Below are 24,065 nucleotides of genomic sequence, written 5' to 3'. Positions count from 1 at the left end.
GATGGTTACCTTGAACGAGGAAAGGCGGCTAACGCCAGAATTAAGCCGTGCCGCGAAGCGGCATCGGCTTGAATGAATTGTTAGGCAGCGGGAACCTGCGTGCCCGTCTCACGAATCAATCTCGATACGTATGCCTTTCGCCCAGACTCTGAGGGTTGTTCCAGCGCTCGAGTGATGAGTGTTCTTTGATGACTCTCAAGTGCTGCAATGGCCTGGTGGATGTGACGGATATAATCCTCGTAAGCATCGCGTGGAAAAGGTTCGCTGGTAGCCGTTGCCTCTAGCAGCTGATTGAGCTTCTTCTGCTCATTAATTTTAAGATAACTACGCGTTAGCTCACGTATGAGGCGCCGCTCAGCAGAAATGCGGCGCTTCACCCCTAAGTAGCTGGCCGACGCACCGATTGCTCCTGCGATCACGCCAAGAATTGAGAGCGCAGTGGCGATATCTATGTGGCTTAGGTAGCTCATCTGGCGCCTCCATTGGCAAAACTGAGAAACGGGCGACAATCTGCGACGTGACGATTGTATCGCTCACAAATATGTATCAGAAATACGAGTCCGATCGAGACGGTAGAGCTAAAGCCGACTCCGGTAATCTGCTCATTGTTCGGGCCGGAAATAATCCCGTATACGGCTGAGAAACTGACGCCGATCAGGACGCAAAGCCCAAACATTGCCTTGTTTTCTGAAGATAGTCCGATCGCCATAGCATAGAGCGCTGCTGTAATCGCTAGCGTGCCGTCTGACGGCGGGCCGCGCGAGATAACGGCCTCAAATACAATGGGAAGAAGCGGGAGCAACATGTGCAAGAAAATGCAAGTTAAGAGATCTGTCCACTCATCACTGAGCCCCGGAATCCGTTTTGCCATTCCCTAATTCCCCAATGTTTTATGCAGAAGTGGAGCGCGTGAAGTAGAGCTGCCTAACGCCTGAATTAAGCCGCGCCGCGAAGCGGCGTCGGCTTGAATGAATTGTTAGGTGCTAGTTGCGACCAGCTATGCGCCGCACAGCGTCCCAAGCTTTGCGCCACAGCGATGCCTCCCACGCCATCAGGCGAGCGGCCCACTCAGGCATCCCAGCATCCTTGGCAGCGGTTAGCACCGCGGGCGCTGCATCACTGTTACGCCGGAATGTGGCACGAACGATGATGGCCGCGAGTTTGAGCTCAATGACGATCAACACGGCGAGGCCGATGTAGCGAACAAATCCTACTGTGCTGAGAATTTGGTGATGCTCGCTTGGAACCACATGCCCAGCTACCCAAATGCCGAGGCAGCTCAGCGCTATGGCGCGAACAACGGCAGCTTTGCCGCGGTAGCGATAGCACCACAGATACATGGCAGGAATGACAATGCTCAGGTCAAAGAGAATGCCTGCTTCAAGCAGACGAGGGTTTGACCAGCCATCCAGTGAAGCGAGAGAAAAGTCGGCTGCAACTACGGCAGCTGCAACGAAGAAAAACCAATGAGTCCGAAGAGCGCTTTTGATCTTACTTGCAGCCATGGTCATAGTGCCTCCTAGCACCTAACGCCTGAATTAAGCCGCGACGCGAAGCGGCGTCGGCTTGAATGAACTGTTGGACGCCAACTCTAGCCGATGCCGAGCCACGTGCCACCAAGCCCGCGCCGACCCGAAGCCGGTGCCACATGCAGGCCCGCCGCGTGGGCCGCTCTGCCCGAAGCCGGGAAAGGCCGGCCTCGCGGCCACGAACCCACACCGTGAACTAGCCGATGCGATTGCTTGGGCGGAGCGCAGCGTAGCTGGTGAGAGCACAGCGCACGAAGCCGTAGATGCCTAGCTAGACACCCACACCGCGAGCGAGATGTCCCGACGAAGCTCTCACACGCACCCGCATTGTCTCGCTCGAGCGCTTTGGTACTCAGACGAAGCCGACAGCGGAAAGGTCACCGCGGCCTACACGCTGAAGCTCTGAGCGGCCAACGCCTGAATTAAGCCGCGCCGCGAAGCGGCGTCGGCTTGAATGAATTGTTAGGCATCAGTCCCACCATGCGGTAACCGCCTGAACAACAGGAGGCTGAATGCCAAACTCACCTATCTCGTCCGGGTCGGCGGCGGTCACATAGTCCGATTGAAGCGCCGCAATGGCCTCAGTGAGCGCCTCTGGCTGGATGGTTCCCGCCACCAGAACCGTATCTGTGAAAGGCCATGAGTCATCGCCAGGGTCAAGCTCCGAAATCAGGGCGTATACGGCCGTTACGTCAGAGCGCTGAAGCAACCCAAGCAGAGTGTCGCGAAACAGTGGAATTCCGGGATGGGGGACAAGATTGCAGCCAATTGATCCTTCATCGTCGTTTCCGTCGAAGAATCGATCCAACGGAACTACTTGCGGCTCAGCCTGAGCCTCCAGATCTCTCTTTAATGCGATGCACTTTTCCTGATCCACGACGAATCCTCAACTGATGCCTAACACCTGAATTAAGCCGCGCCGCGAAGCGGTGTCGGCTTGAATGAATTGTTAGGTGCGCAGTGCTGCAAGTCTGCGCTCCACTTGCTCTCGATCTACGTAATGCGCCATGACCGGCCACTGCTGGTGGAACATTGACTTGTACAGGTCGTACGCAAATCCGACGCCAAGAATGAATGTGCCAATCGCGAGCAAGTAATGAGGCCACCGAAGCGGACCACCATAGTGGAACACCACAAAGAATAGGGCCGCGGAGCCTAGCCAGACCACGCCGGTAGTCAGCCAGAAGCCCCAGCTCCTAGGCTTCACGCTCGCCGTATCCAAGGCCTTAAGCAGCCCTTTGAGAATGCGCTCTTCTTGCTCCGGACTCATAGGACTCCCCGTGCGCACCTAACGCCTAAGTTAAGCCGAAACGCGTAGTGGAGCGAAGCACATGGCAAGCTGTATCTGCCATGTGCTTTGCGGAACGAAGCGGTTTCGGCTTGAACGCATTGTTAGGCAGCGAATGCCGGCTGCCACCAGAGCCACAGCTGAAGATTGCCACTACCTGACCTACCAATGGAATAGTCACCCGCGCCACGCGGGATAACTGCAATGGCCTGACGCAGTTGGGGTAGCCACTCCGAACCCACTGAGAGCGCTGCTGGCTCCAGCGAATCAGGAAAGCTCCATTCTGATGGGCTTGCCGAGAGTTCCAGCCGCAGCCTGGACGGCGACTGCCAAGTAGAAGAGCGATTGTTTGGCACAGCAAGCATTGCTGGCGTTGGAGCTTGGATGGCAAGCGTGCGGGATACAGCGCCGCCATCAGAAGCGAACGCATCAAGCAGGCTGAGTAGAGAAGCGCAGCGGCGGGATCCGCTGTGAGGTGCCAGCCAGGAAAGTTGCGCAAGTTCTCGTTGTAGCGCCAGAGCGCAACGGAGCCTGCCTGTCTCCACGAGTGCGATTGAAGGATCACAAGCTGCCTAACACCTAAGTTAAGCCGACCCGCGCAGTGGAGCGGAACACATGGCAAGCTCTTTCTGCCATGTGGGCCGCGTAGCGAAGCGGGGTCGGCTTGAACGCATTGTTAGGGCCCACGCGGGATGCACGGTGAGTCTTCTAGTGGAAGGGCATGCTCGAATACTGGGTGTGCTAGCCAGGATGCCGCCAGAAAAATCGATCCGAGCAAGACCGGTCGAATATAGCTGCGCGAGACGGAGCGCACTCTTTGATTGCCTGCGATGCGGCTCATGAGCCACAAGAAGATGCTCAGAGCGAGCCATGCAGCAAAGGCGATGAGCAAGACCAAGCTGTAGCCGGTGGTGAAGCTGTGACTGTAAGTCGGGCAGATGCCGGGGGCAGGACTGTAGAAAAGATCGCCAGCTGGCTTATCTGTGTAGTGTAAGTACCCGACTGCTATTGCGGCCGTCAGGACCAGAACAGGAGCCGAGATTGCGATGGTCTTCCTCATGGGGCCTAACGCCAGAGTTAAGCCGACTTGCGTAGTGGAGGCAAAGGTCTGGCAAGCTTTTTCTGCCAGACCTTTGCCGTAACGAAGCGAGTTCGGCTTGAACGAATTGTTAGGTGTGCTCTACGAGAAGTAGTTGCCCACACTAACCGCAATGTGCTTTGTGGCTGAGTTTGGTGAAGATTCGACCGTGCGGATTACTTGGTTGACGTACTCGTGCAGGACTTCATCATTTACGAGACGAAGAACCTCTTTTAGATGCTTCACGAACTCAGCAATCTCAGACTGCCCGACGAGAATGTTTGCCTCTGACTCAAAGTACCGAAACTGCCTGAATCCGTAAGCTTGTCCGATCCTGTACACGCGATACATGACAGAGGTCGGGACCTTGACGACAACTTCGTCTTGTCCGCTACGAACCTTAAGCCAAGACCCGCCTTCGCCGATGCGGTTTGGCTCAAAGACCTGCAAGTACGTCTCGTGACTGATCTTGTTTTTCTTATGCATCAGATCCCCTTACTGCTTAGTGCACACCTAACGCCTGAATTAAGCCGCGCCGCGAAGCGGTGTCGGCTTGAATGAATTGTTAGGTGGCGCCTACGGCAACTGCACGTGCGCCACCCAGCGGTCAGCGGTAAAGCCGAGAATCAGCCCCAATACTACCGCCAGCGCGTAGCCCTCACCGCTTGCGCCAAAGATTGCTGCGACGGCACACGACAAGGCCACGCCGAGCAAGGTTTGAGCCGGCAGTGAGAGCGACCGCTTCTTGCCCGAGGTAGCGAAGATCACGATCGCGCAGTAGAAGCCGAAGAGAAAGAACGCCGCTGTGCCACGTACGGCCTGAGAGTCAATGCTGTCCGCGCCCCAGGAAGCGAAAAGAGCGAAGACGCCCCCGAACACGACTGCACCAGCAAGCGACCAAAGGTTCATAGCCACCTAACGCCTGAATTAAGCCGCGACGCGAAGCGGCGTCGGCTTGAATGAATTGTTGGACGCCAACTCTAGCCGAAGCCGAGGTGCTTGCGACCAGCCCGCGCCGACGCGAAGCCGGTGCCACGCCTACGCCCGCCGCGTGGCGTCGCCCTGGCCGAAGCCGGGAAAGGCCGGCCTCGCGGCCACGAACTCACCCCTTGAGCTCTCCGATGCGACTGCCTGGGCAGAGCGAAGCGTAGCTAGTGAGATCGCAGAGCCCGAAGCCGAAGATGCCTGACTAGACACCCACATCGCGTGCGCCATGTCCCGGCGAAGCTCTCGCACGCGCCCGCGCTGTCTCGATCGTGCGCTCTGATGCTCAGACGAAGCCGCCAGCGGAAAGCTCAGCGAGGCCTACACGCTGAAGCTCTTAGCGGCCAACACCTGAATTAAGCCGCGCCGCGAAGCGGCGTCGGCTTGAATGAATTGTTAGGGCCCAACGCGACCCAGTACGTACTTAAGCCACTTGTCTTGTCGCTCACCGCGAACAACGTTGATGATCTCAAAGCTCTTCGAGTGATAGGGCTTGTCAAGGAAGGCCAGATACGTGGCCCCGACCGAGAATGAAGGGTGAACCTTGCAGTCCGGGTGCATCGTTATGCGACCGTTCCTTGAGTCCCAGAACGCCTGATCTGTGTGGTTGTTGAAGTTCTCGCTCTGCATTGGGTAAAGCAAAGCTTCGCCAATGATTCTGAACTCGCTTTCAGGGCTCCCCTTGACGGGCTGTACTGTGCGGAAGGTATAGACAATGTCGTTGCCAGCTGCCTCAGCGTTCACAACGGTCGCCAGCGAAATCGTCTCAGTCCGACTGATCAGTTCATCCGGGGTTGCGGCGAGGTGCGCAGGTGCGATGAAACACGAGTAAGCAGGACTCGTCATGAGAAGAAGTAGCAATCCAACCGGAGGCTTCATATTGGGCCCTAACACCTGAATTAAGCCGCGCCGCGAAGCGGCGTCGGCTTGAATGAATGGTTAGGCTATCTTGGCAGCAACAAGACCACCGGTGGCCTGCCGCCGATTGCCCCGCGCGCTATCTCGGATATTGCTTTTCCTGTCGCGCTATCGACAATCCAGAAATCGCAATGCGAAAATTTGGCGCCAAGACCACGGGTGTTGCACGAGGAATGAACCTGATATGCGTGGCCGGCGACTAGGGTTGCATCGACTTTTGCATACGCCATATACACGCCTTGCTCAAATCCGGCAGTAATTGTTCTGTCACCAGGCAGAACAGGAATGGGTAGGCCCCAATCCTTCTTTCTGCTCATGACGCGCTTGCCATCAATCGCGTACGTATAACTGTTCTCGTTGTCGAAGAGCGGAACTTTAGAGTCAACAATGTTTCCGCCGATTGTGGCGAGCAAAGATGCGTCACCAACTGGAGGTGTGTATTGCAACTCCGGTGGAATCGGCGGTGCCGAAGCACAAGAACTCAGCAAGAGAGTTGCAGCCAGTACGCTCCATGGCCTCATTTTCGAACCCCCTAATTGCTCGGTGATAGCCTAACGCCTGAATTAAGCCGCGACGCGAAGCGGCGTCGGCTTGAATGAACTGTTGGACGCCAACTCTAGCCGAAGCCGACTCGCTTGCCACCAAGCCCGCAGTCACCCGAAGCCGGTGCCACAAGCAGGCCCGCCGCGTGGCGTCGCCCTAGCCGAAGCCGGGAAAGGCCGGCCTCGCGGCCACGAACCCACACCGTGAACTAGCCGATGCGATTGCTTGGGCGGAGCGCAGCGTAGCTAGTGAGAGCGCAGCGCACGAAGCCAAAGATGCCTGGCTAGACACCGACACCGCGAGCGAGATGTCCCGGCGAAGCTCTCACACGCACTGAATTGTCTCGCTCGAGCGCTCTGGTACTCAAACGAAGCCGCCAGTGGAAAGGTCAGTGCGGCCTACACACTGAAGCTCTGAGCGGCCAACACCTGAATTAAGCCGCGACGCGAAGCGGCGTCGGCTTGAATGAACTGTTGGACGCCAACTCTAGCCGAAGCCGACTCGCTTGCCACCAAGCCGGCAGTCACCCGAAGCCGGTGCCACAAGCAGGCCCGCCGCGTGGCGTTCCCCTGGCCGAAGCCGGGAAAGGCCGGCCTCGCGGCCACGAACCCACACCGTGAACCGGCCGATGCGACTGCTTGGGCGGAGCGCAGCGTAGCTAGTGAGAGCGCAGCTCACGAAGCCGAAGATGCCTGGCTAGACACCGACACCGCGAGCGAAATGTCCCGGCGAAGCTCTCACACGCAGCCGCATTGTCGCGCTCGAACGCTCTGGTGCTCAGACGAAGGCGCCAGCGGAAAGGTAAGAGAGGCCTACACACTGAAGCTCTGAGCGGCCAACGCCTAAGTTAAGCCGCGCCGCAGCGGGGCGTGAGGCACATGGCACGCTTTACCTGCCATGTGGTTCGCGCCCCGATGCGGTGTCGGCTTGAACGCATTGTTAGGGCTCACACGCTGCGGCCCCGTGAAATTCGCAATCGAAGGTGAGTGTGCCAAGTGAGCCGCGGCCAGTATTGGCCACAAACTCGCCATATACGTGAACGGAGCGGATCGTGCCAGCAGCAGACCTAAATTCTTGCGTCTTGCGTCCGGACGTTGCCACCTTTACCGCCATGGTGTCCTCCAGATTAGAGCGAGCAATCAAGTTCGGGTAGAGCAAGAAGACTGTTGCATCAGGATCGTTAATGATGTCTCCGACGAATCCGCTGATTAACACCTGCTCATGGTCGTAAGATCCTGGCGCCACCGCGATATTTAGTATCGAAGTTCTGCAGTGCCCCGTATCGACATGCCCAGAGAGTGAGCAACGCATCGCATTGTCTTCAGCACATCCTGCCAAGAGCATTGCGATCCAAGAGATGGTTACGATTCTTGCGATGAGCGAATTCACGTTGGAGTGAGCCCTAACACCAGAATTAAGCCGCGCCGCGAAGCGGTGTCGGCTTGAATGAATTGTTAGGCCGCAGCCGGCGAAACACCAGGACAATAGCCGGTAGCGCAACTGCGAACACGAGCAAGTCGATCACCAGAGCTGCGACGGTGAATGCCCTGGAAGATGGCACCGACATCAGATAGAGGTCGAAGGCAGCACCAATGAGCGAGATCGAAGCGGCAGCAAGAACGGCGTACTGACGATAGAGCAGGGCAACTGGGACCGAGAAGGCGATGCCGGCCAGCAAGCCGCAAAGGGCAGAGGCGGCGAGAAGCCCAGACAACTGGAATGGCCGCGAGGAGAACAAGTCAGGCAGCCACTGCACCCACAGCGCGAGTCGTGAGTGAGCATGCCAGTAGCCATATAGCAGCGGCATGTAGAGAACGACCTGCAACACGAGCCTCATACTCTCCCCTGCGGCCTAACGCCTGAATTAAGCCGCGCCGCGAAGCGGCGTCGGCTTGAATGAATTGTTAGGCCGCGGCCTGAGAGAGCTGGGGCCAAGCCTGCCAAGCGCCAACAAAGTGCACTACACCGATTGTGAGGCAGATTGCTGAGCTCCACCACCAGAACGCAGGCCCGTTGCCGCCGGGTGCAAACGAGGCAAACGCGAGCCCCACCACCCCGCGTAGAAGATAGATGCCGGCAATGACGCACAAGGCCAGCCGCACAAAGGGAAGTCGCGGAATGAGGCCTGCGCCAGAGAAGGCGTACAGGGACCATATGGCGAGCACCAACACAATGCCCGAGGTGATAAAGGTTGGCCGCCAGCTCCCGGCCGCAGCAAGCTGAGCCATCTGTTCGCCAGCGCCGAAGAAGCGATACCACGAGGCGCCAAAAACCATGCAGCCAATGTGCAGCAGGGCTGCGACGGCGCTCAGAACTGCGCCAGAGATTAGTAGCGGATTGCCCATGTCTTCCTTGAGCGGCCTAACACCTGAGTTAAGCCGCGCCGCGAAGCGGCGTCGGCTTGAATGAATTGTTAGGCCGCGGCTGCCGCACCCGAAGCCGCGACCACGAAGTACCACAGGCCGAGTACTGCCAGGAAGTTGACAGTGAAGACGAGCCCTCTGAGCCGGACGTTGCTGGTAAGAACCTGCACGGCGCTATGAAGGACGCGGCCGGCAACGAAGATCCAAGCGAGGGCAACAACTGTCTGGCTGGCCTGGAACTGCAAGAAGAAGAGACAGGCGACGTGGAAGAACAGCGGCCACTCGAACTGGTTGGACAGATTGGCGCTGATCCGCGGCTCAATGGCGGACCACGGGTTGCTCCCGTCCGCCTGGCGCCCCAAGCCCCACACTGCCGGAGCCCGCGCGACGGTGAGCAGCACGTATAGGAATGCCGTGAGCGCGACATGCGCGGCCATTGGCAAAACCAGAGCTTGCGGCATGGATCAGTCTCCCCGAACTGACGCAATGAGCGGCCTAACGCCTGAATTAAGCCGCGCCGCGAAGCGGCGTCGGCTTGAATGAATTGTTAGGCCCCGCCAAATCGAACCGGCTCTGGGCCTCTATGCTGGGACCGAATCACCACTGTGCCGGCCAGCTTGTCGTGCCAGCCCTGCTTCTTCGGATCGAAAGCAACCCAGATAAGACCGAGAAACAAGGGAAGCATGGACAAGAAGTACGCCAAGTAGCGGCCCACGGCCTGCCCGGTGGAGATCGTTCCCCCCGTTCTCGCGTCAACCACACGCGCCGAGACAGCCATCTTGCCAGGTGTGGCTTGGCGGTAGAGCCAGAAGAGGATTACCGCCACCGCAGGAAACACCCAAGAAATGAGAAGGTCGGCAGGCCCAGCAATGAACGGCCTCTCCTCATCTGTGAAGTAGTCCCATCCGTAGATCAGGGCCGTAGGCGGCAGGGTGACGACCATGACCAGAATCGCATCCAGAATGCTTGCCCCGACACGCGGCCAGAAACCGACGTACTCCAAACCTTGCTCTTGCATCGAAACCTCCTAAGGGGCCTAACGCCAGAATTAAGCCGTGCCGCGAAGCGGCATCGGCTTGAATGAATTGTTAGGCCTCAACTGCGTGCCAGACGCCATAGGCCTTTCAATAAATAGTACCCGGCGAAGATGAATGCTCCGACTGCGACAAAGTAGCGGCCACCTCCGCGAGCTCCTGCGATTGCGTATGTAGCAACAGTTACTGCGATCGCCCCGAGCAACACCGCAGCACCAATCTTTAGACTTTCGATCGCGTCTTCCCGGGGATCCCACACTGCCTCGGGACGGGGCCGATTAATTGCATCCGACACGATGCCAAAGGCAACTATTTCGTCCAAGCCTTGGTTCTGGAGGGCGTTAACGACCTCTGCAACACTTTTCCCTTCTTCCAGGAGCTGAATCGCAAGCGACTTCTCTTGCTCCTTATCTTGCACAGCTTGCACCACAATCTCCTATGAGGCCTAACGCCTGAATTAAGCCGCGCCGCGATGCGGCGTCGGCTTGAATGAATTGTTATGCGCTACTGGCGCCAATTATGGTCTCTCGGGCTGTTGACGACGAAATCCGGGTTGCCAAAAGAGACGCTTGTATCAAGCGTAACTTCGATTGTGATCGGCTGCGGCGGCCGAAGAAACGCCCGACATTCCCGTTTCCGGAAGATAGACGCGAACCGGCTGCCCGAGCGCGCTTGCGCCAATCAAGGTGTCGCCCCATGGGTTGCTAGTCTCCGGCTCTAGGTAATACTTGACCCCGCTGCTTGGAGATGTGATCCAGGAAGCGGCGCCATACACGTCCTCTTGATCTGGCGGGGCGCTTAGCCAACCCGTCATATTCGCCAGATCGTAGGCAGGAAGGCCGCCTGGCAACACTACAGCCACCGCACCGCTACTTTGAGGATGCAACTCAACTAGGAAGATGCCAGGACGCTCCTCCATGACAAGCGCGCCGTAGTCGCTAATAGCCGCCTTCACGTCCGCCGCGCTCCCGTTCTCCACCAAGATCCAGCCTTGTGCCGGCTTGAGCAATAGGTCTACCGACTCATCGGCAGCCTTGCAGCTTGTGATCGAGGCGATCATGAGAACGGCGAACAAGAGTTCGGCGTACGTGGACATTTGGATGCGCATAACACCAGAATTAAGCCGTGCCGCGAAGCGGCATCGGCTTGAATGATTTGTTAGCTGTCAGCTCGTCTCTCTTACCCAGTTCGCTACCCACTTATCGAGCGGGCTTTGTGCATTATTCGCTACTACTCTTAGCCAGTTTGTCCGCTCATCCGCGGACAGTACCCTCGACGCGTTCATCAGTGCGCGTCGTGCCTTGCCGCCCAAGTTGCTCACGCCAGCCTTGTTCATTCTCACCCACGAAACATTGTTCGAAGTGCGAGCCGCGAGTGCGACATTCTCAAAGCTACCGCTTGCCATCACGAAGCGGTTGAGAGGCGCGGAGCGAAGCAGTGTTGGGCTTTGCGCAATGTAATGCTCGAGCCAATACCGAACGAGATCGCACTGCGCAGCTGCACTGTTAGTTGCAGATCTTAGACTTGCGTACAAAGATCTTTCTAACTCCGAGTCGCCGGCCTCCATGAGGTACAAGAAGACATCTGGGCAGACGGGCGCAAAGAAGTCAAAGTTGTCGATAATTTCTTCTGCAAAATCGGTGTACCTGTGCCTTCGCGCAGTGCGAAGCAGGCTTCTGGCTAATCCCAAATCGAGGGTTTCGAAGCCAAGAATTTGATCGAGGGCGTCCTGGAGATGGTCGGCTTCTTCTTCGTCTTCAAACTCGTCAGCGTTCGGGTCGCCATAAGGACTGAACTGGTCCAGGCTTTCCTTCAGATCCTCACGATCAGATTCATACTTGCTCTCGAGGAACTTCTCTACGAATTCTTCACTGCTCATTTGCTCCGTCTTTTCCGTTGCCAGAGTGAGACGATGACTTCGATATAGATACTTCGTAAGTGCCTCAAGAGCCGCGCTAAGTTTGGTGCTTGAATTGCCGAACATGCGGATATCATCCACATATCGAGTGTGCTTTACACCGCATTGGCTGATGAACGCATCAATGTCGATCATTAGCGCCTCTGCAAAAACCATGCTTGCGGCAGGCCCAACAGGTACGCCTTGTGAAGTCTTGTCATTGAATGCAGTTATGAACGATTCCACTTCCTTTGAGAAGCTGGCGAGACCGGTATCACATGTCTCGATGGAGTTCTGTAGGCGGTGAAGGTAGATCTGATTGTAGAAATCCGTGACGTCCGTTGTGACTACGTGCTTGTAGCTTGCTGCCATTTCGGCGCTTTTTTTACTGAAGTTCCGCCAGCCAGAGCCATGCGCGAAGAAGCTGCCGTTTTCAATCTTGATCCGGTAGGAGCACGCAACTCGCTTGCGCTTCGATGGCCTGTTTGACTCCACGGCTTGCGAAACGCGATGCGCCATTGCGGTGTAGCAAATTGCTTCCAGCGGCTCGAGTTGATGGACAACCCGGAAGCCCCCCCGCGCTTTGGGTATCGTTGCGCTGCGCGGCTGGAGCGCTTGAAGTTTGGGTATATTCTTTGACCCTAGTTCATGTTTGACTTCGGGCCAGTACCTCCAAAGAGCTTCAAACTCGAAGTGTTTCGGAAAGAAGTCGGAATCGTAGAACCTTTCGATGTGAGACTTTGCAAACTCAAGGTCTGCGTCGTTCAACGTAGCCATGAAACTCCCCTGACAGCTAACGCCTGAATTAAGCCGCGCCGCGAAGCGGCGTCGGCTTGAATGAATTGTTGGACGCCAACTCTAGCCCAAGCCGACTCGCTTGCCACCAAGCCCGCAGTCACCCGAAGCCGATGCCACAAGCAGGCCCGCCGCGTGGCGTTCCCCTGGCCGAAGCCCGGAAAGGCCGGCCTCGCGGCCACGAACCCACACCGTGAACTATCCGATGCGACTGCTTGGGCGGAGCGCAGCGTAGCGAGTGAGAGCGTAGCGCTCGAAGCTGAAGATGCCTGGCTAGACACCCACACCGCGAGCGAGATGTCCCGACGAAGCTCTCACACGCACCCGCATTGTCTCGCTCGAGCGCTCTGGTACTCAGACGAAGCCGCCAGCGGAAAGGTCACCGCGGCCTACACACTGAAGCTCTAAGCGGCCAACGCCTGAATTAAGCCGCGACGCGAAGCGGCGTCGGCTTGAATGAATTGTTGGACGCCAACTCTAGCCGAAGCCAAGGTGCCTGCGACCAGCCCGCGCCGACGCGAAGCCGGTGCCACGACTACGCCCGCCGCGGGGCGTCGCCCTGGCCGAAGCCGGGAAAGGCCGGCCTCGCGGCCACGAACCCTCACCGTAGACTCTCCATTGCGACTGCGTGCGCGGAGCGACGCGTAGCTAGTGAGAGCGCAGCGCACGAAGCCGAAGATGCCTGGCTAGACACCGACACCGCGAGCGAGATGTCCCGGCGAAGCTCTCACACGCACCCGCATTGTCTCGCTCGAGCGCTCTGGTGCTCAGACGAAGCCGCCAGCGGAGAGGTCACCGCGGCCTACACACTGAAGCTCTGAGCGGCCAACACCAGAATTAAGCCGTGCCGCGAAGCGGCATCGGCTTGAATGATTTGTTAGGCCGCGGCGTCATTGCTCGTCCTCTGGCCGAAGCGGAGAGTGTAGCCAGTTGAACGCACCCAAGACGCCCTTAGCCAGACCATCGAACTCCGCACGATAGTTGTGCTCATGAGGCGTTGGAACTGATGGGTGGCCCAGAGTGAATCCGAGGGAGCGCAGCGCTTTAGAGAATCTCTCAAGCGGACCATAGGCAAACAGTTGATTGTGGCGGTCCCAAACGACGGTAGCACTGTCGCTCGGTGAGTAGGCCCACAGGTCAAAGCGAGCATCCGCTGAAAGGAACGGGCCAAACGTGATCAAGAACTCATGAACCTGAGCTAGCGATAGGGCTGGACTTTTATACCGCCCCAGCTGGCCCTCGCCGCGCGTAGTGTGTAGCACGTAAAGCAAGTGGTACGGAGGCTCTAAGCACTCCACCATCCGCTCAAAGACCGCTGGATCGCCGCCAGGAACGCCCGCGACAATTCGATCTGCCGATTCGAAGACCGGGGCATGAGAGTGAGCGATCCAATCGCCGTCTACCAAGTGTCCGAGTCGATGCATGAGCGGCCTAACGCCTAAGTTAAGCCGAAACGCGCAGTGGAGCGAAGCACATGGCAAGCTGTACCTGCCATGTGCTTTGCGGAACGAAGCGGTTTCGGCTTGAACGCATTGTTAGGCCCTGAGCCCGAACCAGGCAGCTAGGGCCACCACGGTCAAGAACTGAGCGCCCAGGATAAGGGCAAGCTGGCTTCGCCTGAAGGCCAACGCAGACAACGCTGCTCCTGGGACGGAGGCGACTAGCACTCCGGTTGCCACAGCGAGCAACCACTCCGGCTCTTTGAGCACATGAGGCTGCATCGACAGTGAGCAGGCGAGCACGAGAAACGCCGCAGCGCACAGTGCGATCACGACGCGCTTCCAGTAAGGCTGTGTCAGAGCTTGCGACATACTTGCCCTCGGGGCCTAACACCTAAGTTAAGCCGCGCCGCGCAGTGGAGCAAAGCACATGGCAAGCTCTTCCTGCCATGTGGTTTGCGTAACGAAGCGGTGTCGGCTTGAACGCATTGTTAGGGCCCTCGAGCCCGTCGGGTATGCAGCCACAGTGTTGTAACGCCTAGCAGTAGTGTCAAAGCTGCCGCTCCGTACGAGGCCAGAAGGAGGTAAGTGCCAGTCCGGCACCACGCCTCCGGATGCTCCAGGGAGCTCGGTCCGCAGTGCCAGAAGCGCAATGAGGCCGACGCTGTTGCCGACACGAATAGGTAGCCAGTAGCGAGCGCAGAGAGCACTCCCAAGATGCCTGCGATGAGAACTTGCCGAGAACGTGCCATCGAGGGGCCTAACGCCTAAGTTAAGCCGCGCCGAAGCGGGGCGTGAAGCACATGGCAAGCTGTACCTGCCATGTGGTTTGCGACCCGATGCGGCGTCGGCTTGAACGCATTGTTAGGCGCGCCCACCCGACGTGTCAGACGCGAACTCTTTCACACCAGCAGCAGCGAGCTGTGCCCGTGCCTCTGGATCCTGCGCCACCACACGGTGAAGCGTATGAAACACGTATGTGCGGCACAAGCCTGGCCAAGCGACCAGCAGGTAGACCGCGCCTGCGGCCAGCCAGTCAGTTCGGGCTAAAGGCTTCCAGCCAGTGAAGTGTGCGGCGGCGGTGTAGCCAAGAACCAGCAAGAGCACCCAGCGAAACCACGCCCAAAAGCGAGTGCCCCACAACACGTTCTTGAAATGACGGACTTCGGATGCCGTTAGTTTCACTTCATGCCTCCATGCGGTGCGATAGCGCGCCTAACGCCTAAGTTAAGCCGACCCGCGCAGTGGAGTGGACCAGGTGGCAAGCTTTACCTGCCGCCTGGGCCGCGTAACGAAGCGGGTTCGGCTTGAACGCATTGTTAGGCGGACACCCGGGATGCCCGCCACTCCTTGAAGAACTGCTCATTGTCAGCGATCAGCTCCGAAAGGTCTCCTTGAGCATCCAGCTGGTGAAGTGCATCACGTGCAATTCGCATAGCGTCGTCGCCTTGCTGGATCGTGGTGCTGCCGCTCTTGAGAGTAGATCCGAGCTTGTCGATCGCGGACTGGATTGCCTTCTGCCGTTCAACCAGTCTTGCGTTCTGTTGCCTTGTGGTTCCGTTAGCCGCAAGTCTTCGATAGATCATGAGAGCCGCCAGGACTGCAACGACGAGAGCTACGGGAACGAGGAAGTCCATGATGTCCGCCTAACGCCTGAATTAAGCCGCGCCGCGAAGCGGCGTCGGCTTGAATGAATTGTTGGACGCCAACTCTAGCCGAAGCCGAGGTGCCTGGGACCAGCCCGCGGCGACGCGAAGCCGGTGCCACGACGACGCCCGCCGCGTGGCGTCACCCTGGCCGAAGCCGGGAAAGGCCGGCCTCGCGGCCACGAACCCACACCGTGAACTAGCCGATGCGATTGCTTGGGCGGAGCGCAGCGTAGCTAGTGAGAGCGCAGCGCACGAAGCCGAAGATGCCTGGCTAGACACCGACACCGCGAGCGAAATGTCCCGGCGAAACTCTCGCACGCACCCGCGCTGTCTCGATCGTGCGCTCTGATGCTCAGACGAAGCCGCAAGCGGAAAGGTCACCGCGGCCTACACACTGAAGCTCTGAGCGGCCAACGCCTGAATTAAGCCGCGCCGCGAAGCGGTGTCGGCTTGAATGAATTGTTGGACGCCAACTCTAGCCGAAGCAGGCCCGCTTGCCACCGAGCCTGCCGCCGCACGAAGCCGGTGCTACAAACAGGCCAAGCACGTGGGATTGCCCTCTCCGAAGCCGGGAGAGGCCGGCCTCGCGGCCACGAACTCACACCGTGAACTCTCCGATGCGACTGCGTGGGCAGAGCGAAACGTAGCTAGTGAAATCGCAGAGCCCGAAGCCGAAGATGCCTGACTAGACAACCGCATCGCGGGCGAGGTGTCCCGGCGAAGCTCTCGCACGCGCCCGCGCTGTGTCGATCGTGCGCTCTGATGCTCAGACGAAGCCGCAAGCGGTCGAGCCATCGCGGGCTACACGCTGAAGCACTTAGCGGCCAACGCCTGAATTAAGCCGCGCCGCGAAGCGGCGTCGGCTTGAATGAATTGTTGGACGCCGACTGTAGCCGAAGCTGGGGGGCTTGCCACCTGCTTGGCAGCCTCCCGAAGGAATCGCCACTCTTGCGCCTTGAATCCCACGCCGCTGCCTCCGAACCCGGAGAATCGCCCCTGCGCGGTCGGGAACCTGCACCGTGGACCAGCCAAGTGCGACCGCGTGGTCGAAGCGCGAACCCACTGGTGGCAGCGCACAGTCCGAAGCCCATAAAGGCGGGATTGCAGCTCGCATCGCGCGTGCGGCAGGTCCCGCCGAAGCCCTCTCACGCGCCGAGAACGTCGCGTTCGTGCGCTCTGATACTTGTGTGAAGCCTGATGCGCGGCCAGCCGAGAACAACAGTTTGCGAGCTCTTAGCGGCCAACGCCTGAATTAAGCCGCGCCGCGAAGCGGTGTCGGCTTGAATGAATTGTTAGGCGCCACGGACGCGCCTATGGCGCCGATGGGCCAGCCAGAACCTAAGCGCCAGAATAGCCGAGAAGGAGCTGGCCGCGACCTGGAACAGTGTCGATTGAACTGGTGCCATGTCTGCACCGAATGCGAGGAACAACATTGAGATTGCGAAGCCTGCCAGAGCGAGAGCAAACAGTGCGGAGGCCAAGCGCGACGAGAAGGGATAGGCGATGCAAGGCGCTGCGACCACGAGGAACCCGACACCCTGCACCCCACCCCGCACGTCACCGGACCCAATGGCTACAAGAATGCCCGTCCCGGCAAAGGCGAACACCGCTCCAGCCAGGAACGTAACGCTCCTAAGGATTGCGCGACCTATTGGCATGGCGCCTAACGTCTGAGTTAAGCCGACCTGCGTAGTGCAGGCAACGGCGTGGCAAGCTTTTTCTGCCGCGCCGTTGCCGGAACGAAGCGGGTTCGGCTTGAACGAATTGTTAGACCTCTAGCGTCGAACATACGAGGCCGACTCTGGGCTGACAAGGACACGATACTCCTGCGGGCGCCAAGCTTTGCGGGCTGCGAGATCAATGTTTGTCTCTGGCAGCGTAGTGCGCACGATAAAGCTTGCCATGCGGGTATTACCCGAAGTGACTGGACTGGACCAACCCTTGAACTCCCAACCTTTCTGCGTGGGAAGTTGATATAGAACCGGAGTCTCCTCAAGATCTCCGTGCGAGGCAGTCATGAACAGCCTCACGTCAGGACAAGAGGCGACCGTGCCACCGCACTCACCAACAGAAGTTGGTGCTGCATAGATGCGAACAATGTACGGCTGATCTGAAGCTGGAGGCGTTGTTGCCAGTTCGTCGAGTAAGCCGAGAACAGTAGCGAGCTCCGGCTTGTCCACGGGCGCCAAATCATGCGCGATAACGTCGGTGGGGAAAAGAAGGGCAAATATCGCGATTAGTTTCATTAGAGGTCTAACACCTGAATTAAGCCGCGCCGCGAAGCGGTGTCGGCTTGAATGAATTGTTAGGCCTCATCCGCGGCCCTGCGGTACAGCACTGCCCCTGACTCCGACGCTATCAAAACCAAAACCTTGTCCGTAGTGAAGACGTCTACGGTGTGTGGGACGCTCGGCGACGGCGAAATGTTGGTGGTGATGTGATCAAACAGCTCGCCCATGTCGCGACCCCAAGCGATATTGTGGATTTCGATGCTCTTTCCTCCAGCAAGGGTGGCTGTGGTGAGCGAGCCACAACGCCCCTGGAGAGCTTCTGAAACCAGATCAGCGGGGTCGTGTGTCATGAGGCCTAACACCTGAATTAAGCCGCGCCGCGAAGCGGCGTCGGCTTGAATGAATTGTTAGCGCCCACCCCGGACAAATAAACGGGCGAATCCAAGGCAGCAGAGTACTGCGACGCTGACAAGAACGGCCAAAAAGTCATGTCGCCTGCCGCTGAAAGGCGATGGAAGTAGATGCGTCCGGCCAAGCCGAGCGTAAGTAGGTTGCCAAGAGTGAGCAGAGCTGACATTGGACGAGAGAGGGTTGGCCATGGATAGGGCAAGCCGGACTTGAGAAATAGAACGCAGCGAGTTGCGACATCTCTCTGAGCAGGCGCCAGACTGTCAGAGCCAGTCAAGCGGTGCTCGCGGAGATCGCAGTAGAGCAGCCACAAGAACTGGCCGTAGATCTCCCGGATTGCAGGATCGTCTGACTTTGGAATTGCATCATCAAACTGATAATTGGTGATGCGCGCACCTACCAGCCAGCGCGTGGACTGAGCTAACAATGTTCGAGCTTGCTGATCAATTGCCATAGGGCGCTAACGCCTGAATTAAGCCGCGCCGCGAAGCGGCGTCGGCTTGAATGAATTGTTAGGTGCCAACCGACGCACCCGCTTGCGGCGGAGTGACGGCCGCCAAGAACTGCGAGCGGATGTCTTGTGGCGAGTATGCCTGCTTGGCTGGAACCATGAGCAGAGGCAGATTGATGGTCTTACACACTTTGACCAACAGGTCGTCTCGGGACTGTGCCCGCCGACTGGAATGCGATTTGTCGTTTAGCTCCACGACACAGACGATGGCTAGATCGCTCGCCCGGCACACAAGAAAATCAAAGTGCTTGTACGCGATGCGATTGAGGGCACCTTGGCGAGCAGCGTTGCCTAGGCCGGGTTTGACCGCTGCAACGTCAGCGACACGAACCTTGCCAAAAACGCGATGCTCTGGACCAACAGCTTGGTCGAGAATGCCGAGGAACGAACGTTCCGCGGCTGAGAAGAGCGTTTTGGCCGGCATGTAGTGGAGCCCGACTGAGCCAGCAGCGCCTTGCTTGCTCTTGAGAGCTGCAAGAACGATGAAGACTACGAATGCGAGAGCAAGCAGCAGAAACCCTGACGACATGCGATGCGCCCCCCTTGGCACCTAACGCCTAAGTTAAGCCGAGACGCGCAGTGGAGCAAAGCACATGGCAAGCTTTTCCTGCCATGTGCTTTGCGTAACGAAGCGGCTTCGGCTTGAACGCATTGTTAGGCCGCTGCCGAGACGCGCCAAGGCGGGTTCTTGCGGTTCTGGCCGGCCCAGAAGAGGCAGAGGGTGTTGCCGGATGGATCTTGGAGCCGAGCCTCCCGCCAAAGCCAGCGCTCATCCGTGGGTGGCTTGGAGAAGACGTAGCCGCGCCCCTGGAGTTCCGCAACCCGCACATCTAGGTCCGAACACTCGAAGTACACAACTACTCCGCTCGCACCCGAAGGGTCGACTGACAGGTGGACCGAGAAGGTGGCGTCGCCCTCAGGACATTCGAACCTGGCGTAATGGGGCGAGAGGACGATCAGCGCGAAGCCCATGCCTTTGTAGAACGCGACGGATGCGTCGATGTCCACCGCCGGAAGTGTCACTTGGTTCAAGTTCACCGCAGCCCTCCCCAGCGGCCTAACACCTAAGTTAAGCCGCGCCGCAGCGGGGCGTGAAGCACATGGCAAGCTGTACCTGCCATGTGGTTTGCGGCCCGATGCGGTGTCGGCTTGAACGCATTGTTAGGCGCGCAACCCGTGCTGGTACAGCAACGTAAGAGCAACTGCCGCGGAAGCGCGAACTGCAAAGTTGACGGCGCAGGCCACGCAAAATTTTGGCCATACCCGGCTCGCCACAGAATCCACGACCCCTGTCAGCAAGTGACAAACCAACGATACCCAAACCAGGGCCACCGCGGCAATTGGAAGCTTGAACGCCGCGAAGCCACAGACCACGAGAGCCAAGCCCGAGCCGTTTGCCAAGTGCTTAAGCATGTCGCCGACAAGCGGGTTTCGACCTTCATAGATGCAGATCTGCTGGAACCCCTCACCGGTGGTAAGGGCGAGCAGTAAGATCCCGCAGACCGAGTAGAGAATCGCCAGTAGCTTGAATGTGATCTCGAGAGCTTCCATGCGCGCCTAACACCTGAATTAAGCCGCGACGCGAAGCGGCGTCGGCTTGAATGAACTGTTGGACGCCAACTCTAGCCGAAGCCGACTCGCTTGCCACCAAGCCCGCAGTCACCCGAAGCCGGTGCCACAAGCAGGCCCGCCGCGTGGCGTTCCCCTGGCCGAAGCCGGGAAAGGCCGGCCTCGCGGCCACGAACCCACACCGTGAACTGGCCGATGCGACTGCTTGGGCGGAGCGCAGCGTAGCTAGTGAGAGCGCAGCGCACGAAGCCGAAGATGCCTAGCTAGACACCGACACCGCGAGCGAAATGTCCCGACGAAGCTCTCACACGCACCCGCATTGTCTCGCTCGAGCGCTCTGGTGCTCAGACGAAGCCGCCAGCGGAAAGGTCACCGCGGCCTACACACTGAAGCTCTGAGCGGCCAACGCCTGAATTAAGCCGCACCGCGAAGCGGTGTCGGTTTGAATGAATTGTTAGGCCGCTGACCACGCTCCAGCGACCGCGAATGACGCACCAAGTGTGCACCATGCAGCTGCAGTGAGAAGCATAGCGGCCGCGCAGGCACGGCGGTGCCCGCTGGCTGCCTTGCCCAACACCCTGCGGCGAGCCGCAATGGAACCCGCCAGCACGAGCAACGAGCCGGCAACAAAGATGATGGGCACCGCGACCGGAACGACCAGGTACGTGCCGGTGTACGTGCCACTTAGCGAGGGATACAGCAGGGGAAGAAGAAGCCCAGTGAGCGACATGGCGAACAGCAATGCGCCGCCAAAGACGAGGACTGCAGCAATAACATTGCGACGCACTGTCATAGCGGCCTAACGCCTGAATTAAGCCGCGCCGCGAAGCGGTGTCGGCTTGAATGAACTGTTGGACGCCAACTCTAGCCGAAGCCGAGGTGCCTGCGACCAGCCCTCGGCGACGCGAAGCCGGTGCCACGACTACGCCCGCCGCGTGGCGTCGCCCTGGCCGAAGCCGGGAAAGGGCGGCCTCGCGGCCACGAACCCACACCGCGAACTATCCGATGCGACTGCTTGGGCGGAGCGCAACGTAGCTAGTGAGATCGCACTGCCCGGAGCCGAAGATTCCTGGCTAGACACCCACACCGCGAGCGAGATGTCCCAGCGAAGCTCTCACACGCGCCCGCATTGTCTCGCTCGTGCGCTCTGATGCTCAGACGAAGCCGCAAGCGGACGAGCCATCGCGGGCTACACCCTGAAGCTCTTAGCGGCCAACACTAGAATTAAGCCGTGCCGCGAAGCGGCATCGGCTTGAATGACTTGTTAGGCGGCAGCTCTGTCACCGGCATGTGATCGTCTCGGACTCGGGCAGTGACTCAAAGCCTGATAGTTTCAGCTCGGCGATGGCATAGGGCCAGTGCTCTAGGCCGAAGCGCTTTGAGAGTACCGGGCAACTGCTGGTGTACTCACTTCTCGAACTTCTTGCACGCAGCATGTGCGCCTTATAGCTGAGAAATGTCGCCAAGGGATTGTGCACGGTGAGGACTGAGTCGCCTGTGCCAGGCTCCTGCCAGAACTTGAGAACGATGGTGTTGCCTGAGTCTGCGCTAGGCACTACCGCAATAGGGATAACCGAGTGGCCTTTAACTTGGACAGTCACGCAAATGGTCTGTCCAGGCCGGATGGTGACGGAACCGTCGGATAGGGATATCTCATGACCCGACTCGCAAGATGGCGTCGCCTCGCCTGCCACGCGAAGCCCAATGTCTTCAAGCGTCGGTGGGGACGCCGAAGCGCACCCTGCGACTAGGACCAACGAAAACACTGCTGCAGATCGCATAGATTTTCCCCTGCCGCCTAACGCCTGAATTAAGCCGCGCCGCGAAGCGGCGTCGGCTTGAATGAATTGTTAGGTGTTCTCCGGCGCAACCGATGCAATGGAGAACTTACCCCGCAGCTTGAATGTTGCCTCAACCGCGCGAACACCGGCCCAAGCAAGGATGAGAGCGAGGAAGACGTTGTTGCCACCACCGAGATCCTGCCCAGCCTTGTTGAGGAAGGTAACGACAAGACCAATAGCTGCAAGAAGTAGAGCAACGATCGCTGCGGCCCGGCTGTGTTTAGCGCGAATGAAATAGCCGCAAATGGCATAAAGAACGGCGTCAACGAGGACCGAATAGCCTATGAAGTAAGACAGGGCTGCATGCAAGGCCGCTACGACCAGGAAGGCCGTGCCACACCCTTTTGCGAGATCAACTGCGGCTTCGCGATCTTCGATCTTGCCGAAGAAGGCGTTCTTTCTCTGCTTCTCGTTCATGCATCCCCCTGATGCTGGTTGAACACCTAACGCCTGAATTAAGCCGCGACGCGAAGCGGCGTCGGCTTGAATGAACTGTTGGACGCCAACTCTAGCCGAAGCCGACTCGGTTGCCACCAAGCCCGCAGTCACCCGAAGCCGGTGCCACAAGCAGGCCAAGCACTTGGCATTGCCCTATCCGAAGCCGGGAAAAGCCGGCCTCGCGGCTACGAACCCACACCGTGAACTAGCCGGTGCGACTGCTTGGGCGGAGCGCAACGTAGCTAGTGAGAGCGCAGCGCTCGAAGCCGAAGATGCCTAGCTAGACACCGACACCGCGAGCGAGATGTCCCGGCGAAGCTCTCACACGCGCCCGCATTGTCTCGCTCGTGCGCTCTGGTACTCAGACGAAGCCGCCAGCGGGAAGGTCACCGCGGCCTACACACTGAAGCTCTGAGCGGCCAACGCCTGAATTAAGCCGCGCCGCGAAGCGGTGTCGGCTTGAATGAATGGTTAGGCTATCTTGGCAGCAACAAGACCACCGGTGGCCTGCCGCCGATTGCCCCGCGCGCTATCTCGGATATTGCTTTTCCTGTCGCGCTATCGACAATCCAGAAATCGCAATGCGAAAATTTGGCGCCAAGACCACGGGTGTTGCACGAGGAATGAATCTGATATGCGTGGCCGGCGACTAGGGTTGCATCGACTTTTGCATACGCCATATACACGCCTTGCTCAAATCCGGCAGTAATTGTCCTGTCACCAGGCAGAACAGGAATGGGTAAGCCCCAATCCTTCTTTCTGCTCATGACGCGCTTGCCATCAATCGCGTACGTGTAACTGTTCTCGTTGTCGAAGAGCGGAACTTTAGAGTCAACAATGTTTCCGCCGATTGTGGCGAGCAAAGATGCGTCACCAACTGGAGGTGTGTATTGCAACTCCGGTGGAATCGGCGGTGCCGAAGCACAAGAACTCAGCAAAAGAGTTGCAGCCAGTACCCCCCATGCCCTCATTTTCGAACCCCCTAATTGCTCGGTGATAGCCTAACGCCTGAATTAAGCCGCGCCGCGAAGCGGTGTCGGCTTGAATGAATTGTTAGGTGGCGCCTACGGCAACTGCACGTGCGCCACCCAGCGGTCAGCGGTAAAGCCAAGAATCAGCCCCAATACTACCGCCAAGGCGTAGCCCTCACCACTTGCGCCAAAGATTGCTGCGACGGCACACGACAAGGCCACCCCGAGCAAGGTTTGAGCCGGCAGTGAGAGCGACCGCTTCTTGCCCGAGGTAGCGAAGATCACGATCGCGCAGTAGAAGCCGAAGAGAAAGAACGCTGCTGTGCCACGTACGGTCTGAGAGTCAATGCTGTCCGCGCCGCAGAAAGCGAAAAGAGCGAAGACGCCCCCGAACACGACTGCACCAGCTAGCGACCAAAGGTTCATAGCCACCTAACGCCTGAATTAAGCCGCGACGCGAAGCGGCGTCGGCTTGAATGAACTGTTGGACGCCAACTCTAGCCGAAGCCGACCCGCTTGCCACCAAGCCCGCAGTCACCCGAAGCCGGTGCCGCAAGCAGGCCAAGCACTTGGCATTGT

At 58.6% G+C, this 24,065-nt stretch carries 25 protein-coding genes; all 25 read right to left on the bottom strand.

Translation table 11 applies throughout. The features are described 5' to 3' along the window. Window positions 1-80 precede the first annotated feature (80 nt). Window positions 81-470, bottom strand: coding sequence for a hypothetical protein (locus JGR64_RS00265; RefSeq protein WP_199375776.1), 390 nt, complete (start codon window positions 468-470; stop codon window positions 81-83). Continuing rightward, window positions 467-871, bottom strand: coding sequence for a hypothetical protein (locus JGR64_RS00260; RefSeq protein ID WP_200649747.1), 405 nt, complete (start codon window positions 869-871; stop codon window positions 467-469). Before JGR64_RS00260 ends, JGR64_RS00265 begins: the two co-directional genes overlap by 4 nt. 112 nt (window positions 872-983) lie before the next feature. Next, complete coding sequence (locus JGR64_RS00255) at window positions 984-1,505, bottom strand: hypothetical protein (protein ID WP_200649746.1); 522 nt, start codon at window positions 1,503-1,505, stop codon at window positions 984-986. Between the two features lie 493 nt (window positions 1,506-1,998). Then, window positions 1,999-2,406 (bottom strand): hypothetical protein, encoded by a 408-nt coding sequence (locus JGR64_RS00250; RefSeq protein WP_199375774.1) that lies wholly within the window; start codon window positions 2,404-2,406, stop codon window positions 1,999-2,001. A gap of 1,591 nt (window positions 2,407-3,997) precedes the next feature. Further along, on the bottom strand, window positions 3,998-4,381 hold the full coding sequence (locus JGR64_RS00245) for a hypothetical protein (protein ID WP_199375773.1): 384 nt from the start codon (window positions 4,379-4,381) through the stop codon (window positions 3,998-4,000). 90 nt (window positions 4,382-4,471) lie between these two features. Then, on the bottom strand, window positions 4,472-4,804 hold the full coding sequence (locus JGR64_RS00240; RefSeq protein ID WP_199375772.1) for a hypothetical protein: 333 nt from the start codon (window positions 4,802-4,804) through the stop codon (window positions 4,472-4,474). A gap of 471 nt (window positions 4,805-5,275) precedes the next feature. Beyond that, entirely contained in the window at window positions 5,276-5,758 is a 483-nt protein-coding gene (locus JGR64_RS00235) for a hypothetical protein (RefSeq protein WP_199375771.1), read from the bottom strand. A 65-nt stretch (window positions 5,759-5,823) separates the two neighbouring features. After that, window positions 5,824-6,318 (bottom strand): hypothetical protein, encoded by a 495-nt coding sequence (locus tag JGR64_RS00230; protein WP_199375770.1) that lies wholly within the window; start codon window positions 6,316-6,318, stop codon window positions 5,824-5,826. Window positions 6,319-7,279: 961 nt separating this feature from the next. After that, window positions 7,280-7,729, bottom strand: a complete 450-nt coding sequence (locus tag JGR64_RS00225) for a hypothetical protein (RefSeq protein ID WP_199375761.1) — start codon at window positions 7,727-7,729, stop codon at window positions 7,280-7,282. 25 nt (window positions 7,730-7,754) lie between these two features. Beyond that, window positions 7,755-8,168: a hypothetical protein gene (locus tag JGR64_RS00220; RefSeq protein WP_234446969.1), complete on the bottom strand. Its 414-nt coding sequence runs from the start codon at window positions 8,166-8,168 to the stop codon at window positions 7,755-7,757. Window positions 8,169-8,244: 76 nt separating this feature from the next. Continuing rightward, window positions 8,245-8,685, bottom strand: coding sequence for a hypothetical protein (locus JGR64_RS00215; protein WP_199375763.1), 441 nt, complete (start codon window positions 8,683-8,685; stop codon window positions 8,245-8,247). A gap of 68 nt (window positions 8,686-8,753) precedes the next feature. Further along, window positions 8,754-9,164, bottom strand: a complete 411-nt coding sequence (locus JGR64_RS00210) for an MAPEG family protein (protein ID WP_199375764.1) — start codon at window positions 9,162-9,164, stop codon at window positions 8,754-8,756. An 86-nt stretch (window positions 9,165-9,250) separates the two neighbouring features. Further along, window positions 9,251-9,721 carry an RDD family protein gene (locus tag JGR64_RS00205; RefSeq protein WP_199375765.1) on the bottom strand — a complete coding sequence of 157 codons (471 nt, stop codon included), beginning with the start codon at window positions 9,719-9,721 and terminating at the stop codon, window positions 9,251-9,253. Between the two features lie 77 nt (window positions 9,722-9,798). Next, window positions 9,799-10,164 carry a hypothetical protein gene (locus tag JGR64_RS00200; protein ID WP_199375766.1) on the bottom strand — a complete coding sequence of 122 codons (366 nt, stop codon included), beginning with the start codon at window positions 10,162-10,164 and terminating at the stop codon, window positions 9,799-9,801. A gap of 147 nt (window positions 10,165-10,311) precedes the next feature. Continuing rightward, the gene (locus tag JGR64_RS00195) at window positions 10,312-10,833 is read right to left on the bottom strand and encodes a hypothetical protein (protein WP_199375767.1); all 522 of its coding nucleotides are present in this window, start codon (window positions 10,831-10,833) and stop codon (window positions 10,312-10,314) included. A gap of 69 nt (window positions 10,834-10,902) precedes the next feature. Next, window positions 10,903-12,411 carry an RNA-directed DNA polymerase gene (locus tag JGR64_RS00190; protein ID WP_199375768.1) on the bottom strand — a complete coding sequence of 503 codons (1,509 nt, stop codon included), beginning with the start codon at window positions 12,409-12,411 and terminating at the stop codon, window positions 10,903-10,905. A gap of 2,776 nt (window positions 12,412-15,187) precedes the next feature. Then, on the bottom strand, window positions 15,188-15,505 hold the full coding sequence (locus JGR64_RS00185; RefSeq protein WP_199375769.1) for a hypothetical protein: 318 nt from the start codon (window positions 15,503-15,505) through the stop codon (window positions 15,188-15,190). A 2,317-nt stretch (window positions 15,506-17,822) separates the two neighbouring features. Then, a complete protein-coding gene (locus tag JGR64_RS00180) occupies window positions 17,823-18,098 on the bottom strand; it encodes a hypothetical protein (protein WP_199375783.1) in 276 nt (91 codons plus the stop codon). Between the two features lie 17 nt (window positions 18,099-18,115). Continuing rightward, entirely contained in the window at window positions 18,116-18,610 is a 495-nt protein-coding gene (locus tag JGR64_RS00175) for a hypothetical protein (RefSeq protein ID WP_199375782.1), read from the bottom strand. A 58-nt stretch (window positions 18,611-18,668) separates the two neighbouring features. Further along, entirely contained in the window at window positions 18,669-19,196 is a 528-nt protein-coding gene (locus JGR64_RS00170; protein WP_199375781.1) for a DUF2726 domain-containing protein, read from the bottom strand. A 125-nt stretch (window positions 19,197-19,321) separates the two neighbouring features. After that, window positions 19,322-19,690, bottom strand: a complete 369-nt coding sequence (locus tag JGR64_RS00165) for a VOC family protein (RefSeq protein WP_255531439.1) — start codon at window positions 19,688-19,690, stop codon at window positions 19,322-19,324. Between the two features lie 138 nt (window positions 19,691-19,828). After that, a complete protein-coding gene (locus JGR64_RS00160; protein WP_199375779.1) occupies window positions 19,829-20,218 on the bottom strand; it encodes a hypothetical protein in 390 nt (129 codons plus the stop codon). 1,868 nt (window positions 20,219-22,086) lie between these two features. Continuing rightward, window positions 22,087-22,494, bottom strand: coding sequence for a hypothetical protein (locus tag JGR64_RS00155; protein WP_199375778.1), 408 nt, complete (start codon window positions 22,492-22,494; stop codon window positions 22,087-22,089). Window positions 22,495-22,991: 497 nt separating this feature from the next. Then, window positions 22,992-23,378 (bottom strand): hypothetical protein, encoded by a 387-nt coding sequence (locus tag JGR64_RS00150; protein ID WP_234446967.1) that lies wholly within the window; start codon window positions 23,376-23,378, stop codon window positions 22,992-22,994. Between the two features lie 201 nt (window positions 23,379-23,579). After that, window positions 23,580-23,912 carry a hypothetical protein gene (locus JGR64_RS00145; RefSeq protein ID WP_199374274.1) on the bottom strand — a complete coding sequence of 111 codons (333 nt, stop codon included), beginning with the start codon at window positions 23,910-23,912 and terminating at the stop codon, window positions 23,580-23,582. Between the last annotated feature and the right edge of the window lie 153 nt (window positions 23,913-24,065).

The organism is Luteimonas sp. MC1572, from assembly GCF_016615815.1.
GTDB lineage: Bacteria > Pseudomonadota > Gammaproteobacteria > Xanthomonadales > Xanthomonadaceae > Luteimonas.
The sequence above is the reverse complement of the archived record's forward strand: the minus strand, read 5'-3'. Positions and strand labels throughout refer to the sequence as shown.